This is a genomic window from Mesorhizobium sp. WSM4816 (genome assembly GCF_055811535.1).
Genome location: NZ_JBVVQR010000028.1, coordinates 60,492 through 73,622 on the forward strand (window position 1 = coordinate 60,492; position 13,131 = coordinate 73,622).

General features: G+C 63.9%; 14 protein-coding genes and 1 pseudogene. 11 read left to right on the forward strand and 4 right to left on the reverse strand.

Annotated elements, in window-relative coordinates:
- The first annotated feature begins 26 nt into the window (after positions 1-26).
- The 8 genes and pseudogenes from AC0L3H_RS24460 to AC0L3H_RS24495 all read left to right on the forward strand — a co-directional run bounded on the left by AC0L3H_RS24460 (position 27) and on the right by AC0L3H_RS24495 (position 7,666).
- Entirely contained in the window at positions 27-212 is a 186-nt protein-coding gene (locus AC0L3H_RS24460) for a hypothetical protein (protein WP_473492384.1), read from the forward strand.
- Positions 213-611: 399 nt separating this feature from the next.
- The gene (locus AC0L3H_RS24465) at positions 612-2,489 is read left to right on the forward strand and encodes an ABC-F family ATP-binding cassette domain-containing protein (RefSeq protein WP_473587159.1); all 1,878 of its coding nucleotides are present in this window, start codon (positions 612-614) and stop codon (positions 2,487-2,489) included.
- Between the two features lie 75 nt (positions 2,490-2,564).
- Positions 2,565-2,779, forward strand: a pseudogene (locus AC0L3H_RS24470) (molybdopterin oxidoreductase family protein); the annotation flags it as partial.
- Between the two features lie 161 nt (positions 2,780-2,940).
- Positions 2,941-3,336, forward strand: coding sequence for a thioredoxin family protein (locus tag AC0L3H_RS24475; protein WP_473587160.1), 396 nt, complete (start codon positions 2,941-2,943; stop codon positions 3,334-3,336).
- 9 nt (positions 3,337-3,345) lie between these two features.
- A complete protein-coding gene (locus tag AC0L3H_RS24480; RefSeq protein WP_473587161.1) occupies positions 3,346-4,065 on the forward strand; it encodes a cytochrome c biogenesis CcdA family protein in 720 nt (239 codons plus the stop codon).
- 110 nt (positions 4,066-4,175) lie between these two features.
- Entirely contained in the window at positions 4,176-6,284 is a 2,109-nt protein-coding gene (locus AC0L3H_RS24485; RefSeq protein WP_473587162.1) for a molybdopterin-containing oxidoreductase family protein, read from the forward strand.
- Between the two features lie 56 nt (positions 6,285-6,340).
- Positions 6,341-7,039: a DUF2270 domain-containing protein gene (locus tag AC0L3H_RS24490; RefSeq protein ID WP_473492392.1), complete on the forward strand. Its 699-nt coding sequence runs from the start codon at positions 6,341-6,343 to the stop codon at positions 7,037-7,039.
- A 357-nt stretch (positions 7,040-7,396) separates the two neighbouring features.
- Positions 7,397-7,666, forward strand: a complete 270-nt coding sequence (locus AC0L3H_RS24495) for a DUF680 domain-containing protein (RefSeq protein WP_473492394.1) — start codon at positions 7,397-7,399, stop codon at positions 7,664-7,666.
- A gap of 79 nt (positions 7,667-7,745) precedes the next feature.
- Here AC0L3H_RS24495 and AC0L3H_RS24500 read toward each other — a convergent pair whose 3' ends face one another.
- The 4 genes from AC0L3H_RS24500 to purM are packed head-to-tail and all read right to left on the reverse strand — an operon-like array spanning position 7,746 to position 10,218.
- Positions 7,746-8,261, reverse strand: coding sequence for a SixA phosphatase family protein (locus AC0L3H_RS24500; protein WP_473587163.1), 516 nt, complete (start codon positions 8,259-8,261; stop codon positions 7,746-7,748).
- Positions 8,258-8,386, reverse strand: coding sequence for a hypothetical protein (locus AC0L3H_RS24505; RefSeq protein WP_473492396.1), 129 nt, complete (start codon positions 8,384-8,386; stop codon positions 8,258-8,260). The genes AC0L3H_RS24500 and AC0L3H_RS24505 overlap by 4 nt, the downstream gene beginning before the upstream one ends.
- A gap of 60 nt (positions 8,387-8,446) precedes the next feature.
- Positions 8,447-9,157 carry a phosphoribosylglycinamide formyltransferase gene (gene purN / locus AC0L3H_RS24510; protein ID WP_287229910.1) on the reverse strand — a complete coding sequence of 237 codons (711 nt, stop codon included), beginning with the start codon at positions 9,155-9,157 and terminating at the stop codon, positions 8,447-8,449.
- Positions 9,154-10,218 (reverse strand): phosphoribosylformylglycinamidine cyclo-ligase, encoded by a 1,065-nt coding sequence (purM, locus tag AC0L3H_RS24515; protein WP_473492398.1) that lies wholly within the window; start codon positions 10,216-10,218, stop codon positions 9,154-9,156. The genes purN and purM overlap by 4 nt, the downstream gene beginning before the upstream one ends.
- A 258-nt stretch (positions 10,219-10,476) precedes the next feature.
- On the opposite strand from purM, the gene AC0L3H_RS24520 reads away from it, so the two are divergent.
- The 3 genes from AC0L3H_RS24520 to hdaA are packed head-to-tail and all read left to right on the forward strand — an operon-like array spanning position 10,477 to position 12,915.
- Entirely contained in the window at positions 10,477-11,034 is a 558-nt protein-coding gene (locus AC0L3H_RS24520) for a CDP-alcohol phosphatidyltransferase family protein (RefSeq protein ID WP_473492460.1), read from the forward strand.
- Entirely contained in the window at positions 11,006-12,205 is a 1,200-nt protein-coding gene (locus tag AC0L3H_RS24525) for an AI-2E family transporter (protein ID WP_473492399.1), read from the forward strand. Before AC0L3H_RS24520 ends, AC0L3H_RS24525 begins: the two co-directional genes overlap by 29 nt.
- Positions 12,206-12,210: 5 nt before the next feature.
- The gene (gene hdaA / locus AC0L3H_RS24530; RefSeq protein ID WP_473492401.1) at positions 12,211-12,915 is read left to right on the forward strand and encodes a DnaA regulatory inactivator HdaA; all 705 of its coding nucleotides are present in this window, start codon (positions 12,211-12,213) and stop codon (positions 12,913-12,915) included.
- Positions 12,916-13,131 lie beyond the last annotated feature (216 nt).

Below are 13,131 nucleotides of genomic sequence, written 5' to 3' on the forward strand. Positions count from 1 at the left end.
CGTTTGCCCGGTGACAGGAGGTTGCGATGAACAAGCTCTCAACTTTGCTGGCCCCGACCTGGCTCGTTTTGGCCGCAGCGCTGGCAATCGCGGCTTGCGACAACAACATTCCACCGACAAAGGCTCCCGGCGCCGATCAAAACCCGCAGGTCGACCCTGCGCCCAACGCGACGCCAGGCGATGATCAACCCGCCGCGCCGCCGGCGCAGTGAAAGCTGTAGGAAAGATGGCCGGCGCCGCTTGGGAGGGGAGCGATGACGCCGGCCAGGCGGGTATCAGGTCCGCCGCACACCTAGACATAGCTGAGTCTTGCCCTTGCGTCATGACGCGATAGCCGAAGACGACCGCCTTGCACCGGCAATTGACTGACAAATGCGCAGTTTTCGGCTGCGAGAAGCCGATGCTCGCCAGGCGCCACGCCATCGCAGCGGTTGCCGGCCCAGCCCGGAGCTGGTCCGTTGATCCGGCGAGGCCGGCGATCGGATCAATCGTCTTCTTTCTCCGCCCGCGGCACCGGGCAACCTGCCGCTGGCGGCCATTTTCATGCGTTATGCGGCCAACCGCCGCTCGAAGTCTTGCGAAGCGCTGACGTCCCGTGCAAAAGCGCGGCCATGCTGATCATCAACGACCTTTCGCTCCGCATGGCCGGACGCCTGCTTCTTGACCATGCCTCGCTGACTTTGCCGGCCGGCAGCAAGGCAGGGCTTGTCGGCCGCAACGGCACCGGCAAGACCACTTTGTTCAAGGCGATCACCGGCGACCTCGCCTCCGAGACCGGCTCGATCGGTCTGCCGAAGAACACGCGCATCGGCCAGGTGGCGCAGGAGGCTCCCGGCACCGAGGAGCCGCTGATCGAGATCGTGCTCAAGGCCGACCTCGAACGCTCCGCATTGCTCGATGAGGAATCGACGGCGACCGATCCGCACCGCATCGCCGACATCCACATGCGGCTGGCCGATATCGACGCCCATTCGGCCGAGTCTCGTGCCGCCACCATCCTCGCCGGCCTCGGCTTCGACGACGCCGCCCAGCGGCGGCCGGCCTCGTCGTTCTCCGGCGGCTGGCGCATGCGCGTCGCACTCGCCGCGGTGCTGTTTGCCGAGCCCGATCTGCTGCTGCTCGACGAGCCGACCAACTATCTCGACCTCGAAGGCACGCTGTGGCTGGAAAACTACGTGTCGAAATACCCGCACACGGTGCTGCTGATCTCGCATGACCGCGACCTGCTCAACCGCGCCGTCAACTCGATCGTCCATCTCGACCAGAAGAAGCTGACCTTCTGGCGCGGCGGCTACGACCAGTTCGAGCGCCAATACACCGAGCAGCGCGAATTGCAGGAGAAGGGCAGGGTCAAGCAGGAAGCCGCACGCAAGCACATGGAGTCCTTCGTCGAGCGCTTCCGCGCCAAGGCTTCCAAGGCGAGACAGGCCCAGTCGCGCATCAAGGCGCTGGAGAAGATGAAGCCGATCGCCGCGATTGTGAACGACAACGTGCGGCCGTTCTCCTTTCCCGAGCCGGTGAAGACGGTGGCCTCGCCGATCATTGCGCTCAACAACGTCAATGTCGGCTATGTCGAGGGTGAGCCGATCCTGAAGAAGATGACGCTGCGCATCGATGCCGACGACCGTATCGCACTGCTCGGCGCCAACGGCAACGGCAAGTCGACCTTCGCCAAATTGCTGTCCGGCCGCCTGCAGCAGGAGACCGGGACCATGACGGTGGCGCCCGGCCTGAAGGTGGCGATCTTTGCCCAGCATCAGCTCGACGATCTCCGACCGAGTGAAAACGCCTATGAGCATGTCCGCCGGCTGATGCCGGAAGCACCGGAATCGAAGGTGCGCGGCCGTGTCGCCCAGTTCGGACTGACCACCGAAAAGATGAACACCGCCGCCAAGGACCTGTCGGGCGGCGAGAAGGCGCGGCTGTTGATGGGCCTGTCGGCGTTCGAGGGGCCAAACCTGTTCATCCTCGACGAACCGACCAACCATCTCGATATCGACAGCCGTGAATCGTTGATCCATGCGCTGAACGAGTTTCCCGGCGCCGTCATCCTGATCTCGCACGACCGCCATCTGCTCGAGGCAACGGCCGACCGGCTGTGGCTGGTCAAGGACGGGACGGTCAATCCTTTTGACGGGGACCTCGATGACTACAAGACGCTGGTCACCGGCGTGGCCGGCGACCGCCGCGGCAAGCGCGAGGCCGAAAAGGCCTCGAAGGCCGACCGCCGCCGTGACGCGGCGGCGCGCCGCGCCGCCTTCGAGCCGCTGGCCAAGGAGATCCGCGCCACCGAAGCGCTGATGGACCGCATTCGCAAGCGCATCGACTTGATCGAGGACGAACTCGCCAATCCGGCGGTCTACGAAAAGGACCCGTCGACGGCGACACGGCTGGCCAAGGAGCGCTCGCAACTGGCCCAGACACTGGCCGGCCATGAGGAAAAATGGCTGTCGATGTCGGCGGAATACGAGGAAGGCACGGCGGAGTAGGGGAAGCGTAATCTCCCCCCTTGTGGGGGAGATTGGCTAATCATCTGGCCCTACAGCTGGTCGTCAGAAGTTAGTTTGGGGCACGCCAAGCTCAGGATCGGCTATTCGGCCTGTCTGCATGTTTGGCCGTCGACCGCTCGACAGCAAGCGCATCGGCCGCGTCCACGGCGCCAAGGCCAATACGTATACATCAGGCGTCATCGGCGCCAAGGTCGCCCGCTACGCCGCCGCGTCCATAATCCCGAGCGCTTGCTGAGCCACTGGTGCGCTTGGCGTCAGCACCTGATGGCTGCTGACGGCGTCGAATGCACGTGGGCACAAGCGAAGCGCGGCCTCGGTAACATTTCCGCGAGCCTGTAACGTTCGCCGTCGCTGGCGCGAACAACGGACCGTATCCTCATGTCCGCCATGGCGGGATTACTTGCCCGCCGACACCTTCAGGAGTCAAGAAATGCTAGACCGTCGCACCTTCCTCATCGGCCTGACCGCAATATCCGGCCTCGCCTCGGCTCCGGCGGCGCTGGCTGCCAGCCGCATGGCCTACACACGGCAGGCCTTCGAAAAGGCGCAAAAGGCAGGCAAGCCGATCCTGGTCGAGATCACCGCCAGCTGGTGTCCGATCTGCAAGGCGCAGAAGCGGGTGCTCGGCAAGTTGCTGCCTGCGCCCGAGCACGCAGACCTGGCCGTTTTCGAAGTCGATTTCGATTCCCAAAAAGAGGTTGTTCGGGCTCTTGGTGCGCGGATGCAGAGCACGCTGATCACCTTCAAGGGCGCAACGGAAGTCGGTCGGCTTGTTGGCGTGACCAAGGCGGATGCCATCAAGCAATTGCTTGATAAAACGATCTGAGCGGCGGAGATGCTACTCGGCTTCATATTTTCGTTCCTGGCCGGGGTGCTGTCGACGCTGTCGCCATGCGTGCTGCCGCTGATCCCGATCGTGCTCGGTGCTGCCGTCAGTCAGCATCGCTATGGCCCCATCGCGCTGGCCGCAGGACTTGCCATATCCTTCACGGCCATAGGGCTTTTCGTCGCCACGATCGGGTTCTCCGTCGGGCTTGACGGCGGTGTCTTTCGCAGCGCCGCCGCAGTTCTGATGCTCGTCCTCGGCACGATATTGATCGTGCCGCCACTCCAGGCGCATATCGCGGTTGCGGCCGGTCCGGCCGGCAACTGGGTCGAGCAGCGGTTTGGCGGCTTTTCATCCGTTGGCCTTTGGGGGCAGTTCGGCGTCGGTCTGTTGCTCGGCGCGGTGTGGAGCCCTTGCGTTGGCCCGACTCTCGGTGCCGCTTCCGTCCTTGCAGCGCAGGGCCAAGACCTTGGCCAGGTTGGGGTCACCATGGTCCTGTTTGGTCTCGGTGCTGCCGTGCCGTTGCTGATCCTCGGACTACTGTCCCGCGAGACCTTGCTGAGTTGGCGCAGCCACATCGCCAGCGCCGGCAGCGGGCTGAAGGTCGCCTTCGGCGTCTTGCTGGTGATGACCGCCGCCGCGATTCTGTCTGGGTTCGACAAGGCGTTGGAAACCGCACTCGTCAACGCTTCGCCCGAGTGGCTGACGGCGTTGACGACGCAGTTCTAACGGCTCCGCGCTGGTGGTCGCCAGATTTTCAGCTTGCCTCAGCAAGGAGAAGCAAGTTAGCGCTGCATCTGGCCCTACACGCCGTGTCCGGAACCCGCTAATCTCGCCCCATGAATCAGCACGCCAAGCTCAGGATCGGCCATTCGGCCTGTCCGCATGATTGCCCGTCGACCTGCGCGCTCGAGGTCGAGCTGCTCGACAGCAAGCGCATCGGCCGCGTCCATGGCGCCAAGGCCAACAGCTACACGGCTGGCGTCATTTGCGCCAAGGTCGCCCGTTATGCCGACCGCGTCCATCATCCCGACCGCTTGCTGAAGCCGCTGATCCGGGCGGGCGCCAAGGGTGAGGGCCTTTGGAAGGACGCGAGCTGGGAGGCCGCACTCGACTTGGTCGCCGAAAAATTCATCGCGGCCGAGGCAAGATACGGCTCGGAGACGGTCTGGCCCTATTACTATGCCGGCACGATGGGACTGGTGCAGCGCGATGGCATCGAGCGGCTGCGCCACGCGAAAAAATATTCCGGCTTCTTCGGTTCGATCTGCACCAATCTGGCCTGGACCGGCTGGATGATGGGGGCCGGCGCGCTGCGCGGTCCTGACCCGCGCGAGATGGCCAAGTCCGACTGCGTGGTGGTCTGGGGCACCAATGCCGTGGTCACCCAGGTCAATGTCATGACCCACGCGATCAAGGCGCGCAAGGAGCGCGGCGCCAAGATCGTCGTCATCGACGTCTACGAGAACGCGACGATGAAGCAGGCCGATCTCGGCCTGGTGCTGAAGCCCGGCACCGACGGTGCGCTGGCCTGCGCGGTGATGCATGTGCTGTTCCGTGACGGCATGGCCGACCGCGCCTATTTGGCAAAATACACCGACGATCCGCACGGTCTGGAAGCGCATCTTCAGACGAGGACGCCGCAATGGGCGGCTGATATCACCGGGCTTTCCGTCGATGAGATCGAGGCCTTCGCCCGTCTCGTCGGCACGACCAAGAAAACCTATTTCCGCCTCGGCTACGGTTTTTCGCGGCAGCGCAACGGCTCGGTCAACATGCATGCCGCCGCCTCGATCGCCGCGGTCACCGGCTGCTGGCAATATGAGGGCGGCGGCGCCTTCCATTCCAATTCGGGCATCTTCAAACTGAACCAGGAACTGCTGGAAGGCACGCGGATGCGCGACCCGGCGATCCGCCACCTCGATCATTCGCGCATCGGCCCGGTGCTGACCGGCGCTGAGGATGCGCTCTATGGCGGCCCACCGGTGACGGCGCTGCTGATCCAGAACACCAATCCGGTCAATGTCGCGCCTGAGCAGCGGCTGGTGAAGCAGGGCTTTTTGCGCGACGACCTGTTTTCCTGCGTGCACGAACAGTTCATGACCGACACCGCAAAACTCGGAGATGTCGTGCTGCCGGCGACGATGTTTCTAGAGCATGACGATGTCTACAAGGGCGGCGGCAATCAGCACATCACGCTCGGGCCGAAGCTGATCGACCCGCCGGAAGGGCCGCGCAGCAACCATTTCGTCATCGAGGAACTCGGCAAAAGGCTCGGTGTTGGCGACAGGTCTGGCTTCGGCATGACCGAGCGGCAGCATATCGACATCATTTTGGGCAAGCGCGGGCTGGGCAGTTTTTCGAGCCTCAAGGAACAAAAGTGGCTCGATTTGCAGCCGGCTTTCGAAGCGGCGCATTTTATCGACGGCTTCGGCCACGCGGACGGAAAATTCCGCTTTCGCGCCGACTGGACCGAACAGGCGGCGCCCAACCGGCCGCCGAAAAGCATGGGCCTGTTCGGGCCGGTGGCAAGCCTGCCGGAATTTCCCGACCATGTCGATCTGATCGAGGTGGCGGATGCTGCGCATCCGTTCCGGCTGGCCACTTCGCCGGCGCGCAATTTCCTCAACTCGACTTTTTCCGAGACGCCGGTGTCGATGGCCAAGGAGGGCCGGCCGGAACTGCTTTTGCATCCGGATGATGCGGCAGTCTATGGGCTGGCCAATGGCGACCGCGTCGAGATCGGCAATGCGCGCGGCGAAGTTGTGCTGCACGCAAGATTGTTCGATGGCGTCAAGCGCGGCGTCGTGGTGGCCGAAGGCATCTGGCCCAACAGCGCCCACGAGCGCGGCGAGGGCATCAACGTCCTGACCGGCGCCGACGCGCCGGCGCCCTATGGCGGTGCGGCGTTCCACGACAACAAGGTGTGGCTGCGCCCGGCAAAGTGAAGCGTCGGAACGATAAGCCCAACCAACCGTTTTTGCGTGGCGGTGGAGACATGGTGATGGCAGAAGCGTTGGCAGCGCCGGCCCCCGTTGGAAGGACGCTTTCGCCCGGCGAACTCGTGACCACGATGGCGCATTTTCATCGCGCCGAGATTCTGCGCATGACGGGGTGGCGCGACCGCCTGGACCGGACGAGCAATTGGGCGATAACGGTCGTCGCGGCAATGTTGTCCATCTCGCTTTCGACGGCCAGCGCGCATCACGGCGTACTGCTTTTTGCCATGCTGCTTGTCCTGTTGCTGCTGTGGATAGAAGCGCGGCGATATCGCTTCTTCGACGTTTACCGGGCCCGAGTGCGCCAGTTCGAACGGCACTATTTCGCGCAGATATTCTCGCCGCAGCCGGACTTCGCGTCCGATTGGCTGTTGGTCGTCGGCGAAAGTCTGCGCACTCCAAAATTCCTCATTTCGCAACGAGCGGCGTTGGCGCGCCGTCTGCGTCGAAACTACATCCACATGCTGCTGATCCTGCTGTTGGCCTGGATCCTGAAACTGTCGACCCCCAGTCTTCTAACCGAAGGTGTCCGCATCGACTTCGTCAGTTCGGTGCGCGAGGCGGTTGCCGGCGCTGCTCTGGGGCCCATTCCCGGCCTGGTCATCGTCGTGCTGGTCGCCGCCCTCTATGCCGGCCTGCTGGTCACGGCGTTCCTGACCGCCAGCGACGACGGCGAGCTCTCCTTTGGCGACGTGCACGTCTAGGGCGGCAGCGCAAAACCGGTAGATCCGCGATTTCATTTGTGCAGGAAATCGACCGATCGGTTCGTTTTTTGTTGACGCATTGTGCAAGACCAAGTGAACGTCGGCTCAGCAAATGGCCAGGCCACGCGGCAGAAATATTCGCCTAACGCATTGAGAAGAAAGTCAAAGATTGTGCGAAGGAAGCCTTTTGACGGATTTCAAGCAGCCGGTTCAGGGCGTAGCCGGAACATCTTTGTGATTGGAAACTGCTGCAGGGCCAACCCACCTCGGGGTGGTCCGAGCGACGCGAAATCCTCCCAAGGCACGCCACCAGACGGACAACAACACTGAAAGTATGAAAGTACTGGAGTACCTGAAATGACCAAGATTGCTCTCACCGCTGCGGCCATCCTCATTGCCACAGGCAGCGCCTTTGCCGGCAGCGACCACTATGGTTCGGACGGCGCCAACCAGCCGGCCGCGCCTGTTGGCAATGCGGCTGTTGGAAATATCGACAGCACGTTCACGGGTTCGATTCGCAAGCCGTTTACGGCGGAGCACAATACCGTCAATACCAACGCGACGACCCAGCCCGGCACGACTGAACCGGTCGTGCCTCAGTCCGGCCGGGGCAACTGGGGCCGCTAAACCCTCAAGCTGCGGAACGCAAAGAGCGGCGGGCTTGGCCCGCCGTTCTTGCTTTTGCATATCAAGTCACAGCCCTCGTTTAGCGCAGATCCTTCGGCCAAACGCAGTGTGTCAGCCGCGCATCGCCGAGGGCCAGCCGTGCCCAGTCACCGTCGAAAAGGAAGCGGACAAGAGCCGCTGTCGGGAATTTTTCTTCAAGCTTATTGAGTGCCGCGGCATCCGACCCGGCGCCGGCAAGTCGGCGCGCGAATTCCTCCAGGCCGGGATTATGGCCGAGCACCAAGAGACCGCTCGTTGCCGCATTTGCCTGCCGTACCTTGGCGAGAACGTCTGCCGCACTGGCCTCGTAGAGCGCCTGGACGAATTTGGCCGGCGTTTTCGCGGGTAGTTCCGCCGAAACCAGCCGCCATGTGTCGCGACTGCGCAGCGCCGGCGATACCAGCGCCAGATCGGGCAGCCAGCCCTGGCTGGCCAGTTCGCGACCGACCAGCGGGGCGGCCTTCAGCCCGCGCCCGGAAAGCGGCCGGTCGAAGTCGATGAGGTCAGGATCGTCCCAGCTCGACTTGGCGTGACGCAGAAGAAGGAGTTGCTTCATGAGTTCAATTTAAGACCAAGGAATGTCGGGCTGAAAGTCTTTCCCATATCCGCCGCCATGTTTTGTGCCCATGGCGGTATCAAGGTCGCCCAAAGCGCCACGCTGACCTTTTCGACTGTCGCCATCAACCTGTCTCCTTGCCAACATGGTAGCAACATTTGCTACCATGTTGGCAAGGATGGTTCTCAGGGAGTGATGCGCGCCAGATGCTCGAGGTCGGTCTCCTCGCGCAGCGGATCGGGCGCCATGATCACGGAGGTGCTGTTGTCGGCATCGTCGGCGAAGTGGGCAAGCACGGTGCGGCCGCCTTCCATCCGCGCCTTGCCTTCGGCGACCAGCCCGAGCGCCAGCGGATAAAGCCGGTGCTCTGCCTTCAGCACGCGCGCGGCGAGCATGTCCTCATTGTCGCCGACCATCACCGGCACGGCGGCCTGAGCGATGATCGGGCCGTCATCCATGTCGAGCGTGACGAAATGCACCGTGCAGCCATGGATGCGCATGCCCGCGCGCAAGGCGCGCGCATGCGTATCCAGCCCCTTGAAGGCGGGCAGCAGGGCAGGGTGGATATTGATCATCCGGCCCAGCCATTTCTCGACGAAGCGCGCGCCGAGAATGCGCATATAACCGGCCAGCGCCACGATCTCGGCGCCGAACGAGACAAGTGCGGCGTCGATCGCCCCGTCATGCGCTTCCTTGCTGCTATAGTCGGCCCGCGAAATCACCTTGGTGGCGATGCCGCGCGCCGCCGCGATGCCGAGACCGGCGGCATTGGCCCGGTCGGAAATTACGCCGACGATCTCAGCCGGATAACCCGGATAGGTGGCCGCGGCGATCAGCGCCGTCATGTTGGAGCCGCGTCCCGAAATCAGCACCACGGTGCGTTTGCGCATGCTCATAGGCCGATCGCGCCCCGATAGATCACCCCGGCGTCGCGACGCGGCACGATGCGGCCGATTGGCGTCACCGTCTCGCCGGCCTCCTGCAGCACGGCCGCAACCTGTGCCGCCTGGCCGGAGGCGACGGCGAGGATCATGCCGACGCCGCAGTTGAAGGTGCGCATCATCTCGTCGGGCGCCACGCCGCCGGTCTTGGCCAGCCATGAGAACACCGCCGGCACTTCGATGGCGTCGAGGTCGAGCTCGGCCGAAAAATCCTTCGGCAGGACGCGCGGGATGTTTTCCGGGAAACCGCCGCCGGTGATATGGGCCAGCGCCTTGATGCCATGCGTGTTACGGATCGCCTTGAGGATCGACTTGACGTAGATGCGGGTCGGCTCGAGCAGCGCCTCGGCCAGCGTGGCTTCATCGTTGAAGGGCGCTGGATCGGTCCACGCAAGGCCGCTGGTGGCGACGATGCGGCGGACCAGCGAAAAGCCATTTGAATGCACGCCCGACGAGGCCAGCCCCAACAGCACGTCGCCCTCGACGATATCGTCGGTCGGCAGCAACTGGCCGCGTTCGGCCGCGCCCACGGCAAAGCCGGCGAGGTCGTAGTCCTTGCCGTGATACATGCCGGGCATTTCCGCCGTCTCGCCGCCGATCAGCGCGCATCCGGCCTGCCGGCAGCCCTCGGCGATGCCGCCGACGATCGCCGCACCGTGGTAGGGGTCGAGCTTGCCAGTGGCGAAATAGTCGAGGAAGAACAATGGCTCGGCGCCCTGCACGACGATGTCGTTGACGCACATGGCGACGAGGTCGATGCCGATCGTGTCGTGCTTGCCGGCATCGATGGCGATCTTCAGCTTGGTGCCGACGCCGTCATTGGCGGCGACCAGCACCGGGTCGGTGAAGCCGGCGGCCTTGAGGTCGAACAGGCCGCCGAAGCCGCCGATCTCGCCATCGGCGCCCGGCCGGCGCGTCGCGCGCACCAGCGGCTTGATCTTCTCGACCATGAGGTTGCCGGCATCGATGTCGACACCCGCCTCGGCATAGGTGAGCCCGTTCTTGCGCTTGCTCATCACTCTTTCCTGCTTTCCGGGGCTCTTCGCATGAACGGCTGCGCCTCGCAAGGATAACGGCTGGCTCAGGCATTTTCGGCATCACAAAATCGTGGACAGAGGCCTCAGGCAAATCTCCAACATTGGCGATGGCGAAGGCCTTGAAGATAGCCAATCTCTTCCCACGAGCGGAGATTGGCAGCATCTGCGTCGCTCTGACTTGCCGTAGCCTCTCATCTCTATCATGTATCATCAAAACAGAAGCGACGGGACATGCGTTTGACCATCCCCAACATGATCACGATCATGCGTTTCGTGCTGGTGCCGGGCGTGGTGCTGGCCATGCTGCAGGGGCGCTGGGACTGGGCTTTCGCCGGCTTCCTGATCGCCGGCATTTCCGACGGCGTCGACGGCTTCATCGCCCGCCATTTCAACCAGTTTTCGCAGCTTGGCGCCTATCTCGATCCGATGGCCGACAAATTGCTGCTGGTCTCGGTGTTCGTGGTGCTGGGCTTCATCGGTGAATTGCCGCTGTGGCTGGTCGTCACCATGGTGTCGCGCGATGCGCTGATCGTCTGCGCCGTCGTTTTGTCCACCGTCATGGCCCACCCGGTCGAGATGAAGCCGCTGTTCGTGTCGAAGGCCAACACCGCCGTCCAGATCGGGCTGGCGGCGGTGGTGCTGGGCGAACTGGCCCTCGCCGTCGATCTCGATCCGCTCAGGCCGGTGCTCATATTGCTGTCCGGGGTCTTGACCGTGGCTTCGGCCGCGGCCTATCTCGTGGCTTGGCTGAGGCATATGAGCGGCTATGGCGAAGGCTCCAAACCGGATACCTGACCAGAACATCGACGCGGCAGCCGAAGCTGCCGCTGCCGATGCGGCCGCGTCCGGCGTGTTTCGGCGCCAAATCCGCTTCTGGCTGATCAGCGCCATCATCCTCGCGGTCTTCCTCTATGTCTTCAGCGGCATCTTGCTGCCGTTCGTCGCCGGCATGGTGCTCGCCTACTTTCTCGACCCGGTCGCCGACCGGCTGCAGCGGCTCGGCCTGTCCAGGCTGATGGCGACGATTGTCATCCTGTTTGCCTTCATCGTCGTTCTGGTGCTGGCCTTCGTCATCCTCATTCCGGTGCTGGCTTCGCAGATGGCCGATTTTGCCAGCAAGCTGCCGGAATACCTGACCCGGCTGCAGAGCCTGATCACCAGCTTCGATCCGAGATGGCTGGAAGAGCAATTCGGCGTCGACGCCAATGGCCTGCGCGAAGGGTTGAACTCGCTGCTGACCTCCGGCTTCGGCCTGCTGACCACGGTGTTCACCTCGATCTGGAGTTCCGGCGTGGCGCTGGTCTCGGTGGTCAGCCTGTTCGTCGTCACGCCCGTCGTCGCCTTCTACATGCTGCTCGACTGGGATCGCATGGTGACGATTGTCGACAGCTGGGTGCCGCGCGATTATGTCCAGACCGTCAGGGCGATCGCCAACGACATTAACACCGCCACCGCCGGCTTTGTGCGCGGTCAGGGCACGCTGTGCCTGGTACTGGGTGCCATGTACGCCACCGGGCTGACGCTGACCGGTCTGAATTTCGCCATCCTCATCGGCCTGTTCGCCGGTCTGATCTCCTTCATCCCCTATGTCGGCTCGCTGACCGGGCTGGTGCTGGCCGTCGGCGTCGCCTTCGTCCAGTTCTGGCCGGACTGGACCATGGTCGCGGCGGTGGCCGGCGTGTTCTTCGTCGGCCAGTTCATCGAGGGCAACATCCTGCAGCCGAGGCTGGTGGGAAAAAGCGTCGGCCTGCATCCGGTGTGGCTGATGTTTTCGCTGTTTGCCTTCGGCGCGCTGTTCGGCTTCGTCGGCTTGCTGATCGCCGTGCCTGCCTCGGCTGCCGTTGCCGTCCTGGTGCGCTTTGCCATCGCCCGCTATCTCGAGTCGCCGCTCTACAAGGGCCACAGCACCGAACCTGTGCCGCCGCTGCCGGCGCGTCGCCGCGGGAGCGGTGGGCCGCGCAGTTGAGCCAGATGCCGGACAACAGGATCGACCCGCCGCGCCAGTTGCCGCTCGATCTCGGCCACGGCACCGGTTATTCGCGCGACGAACTCGTCGTCTCAGGCACCAACAGCCAGGCGGTGGCGCTGGTCGATCGCTGGCCGGACTGGCCGTCGCCGGTGGTCGTGCTCGCCGGCCCCGCAGGCTGTGGAAAAACCCATCTGGCGTCGATCTGGCGCGCCCGCGCCGGCGCGGTGAAGGTCGACGCCGGTCGGATCGGCGACTGCATGGCGAGCCTCGGCGCGCGGCCGGCCCTGATCGATGATGTCGATGCCGGTCCGGTCGATGAAGAGGGGCTGTTCCATCTGATCAACGCGGTGCGCGCGGCCGGCTCGACCTTGCTCTTGACCGCGCGGCGCTTTCCGTCCGCCTGGGGTGTCATGCTCCCCGACCTCGCATCGCGGCTGAAGGCGGCGGCGATGGTCGAGATCCACGAGCCCGACGATCTCTTGCTGGCCGGTGTCATCACCAAACTATTCGCCGACCGCCAGGTCGAGGTCGAGCCGCATGTCGTGCAATATCTGGTGCGCCGCATCGAGCGCTCGCTGGCCACCGCGATGCGCGTGGTCGAGCGGCTCGACCGCACGGCACTGGAACGCAAGACGCCGATCACGAGGGCGCTCGCCGCCGAAACCGTCAGCGCCATGGACGAGGGGCAGGGCGAGTTCGAGATTTAGGCGGTGGGAGAACTTCCCTTCTCCTCTGTTGAGGGCTTTGCACGGGGGCCGAAGTTTGGCGCAGATGGCGCATGGGGCGTTTTTTGAAACGCAATCAGGCCACATTGGCCCGGTTGCAGGCCTCGTGGGCCCAATTGGCCCCCCCTCGGCGGATTTTGGGCAGACTCCGCCCCCTCATGCCGGCTTCCTCACCGGGAAGAGGACGGCGGCCGCCCG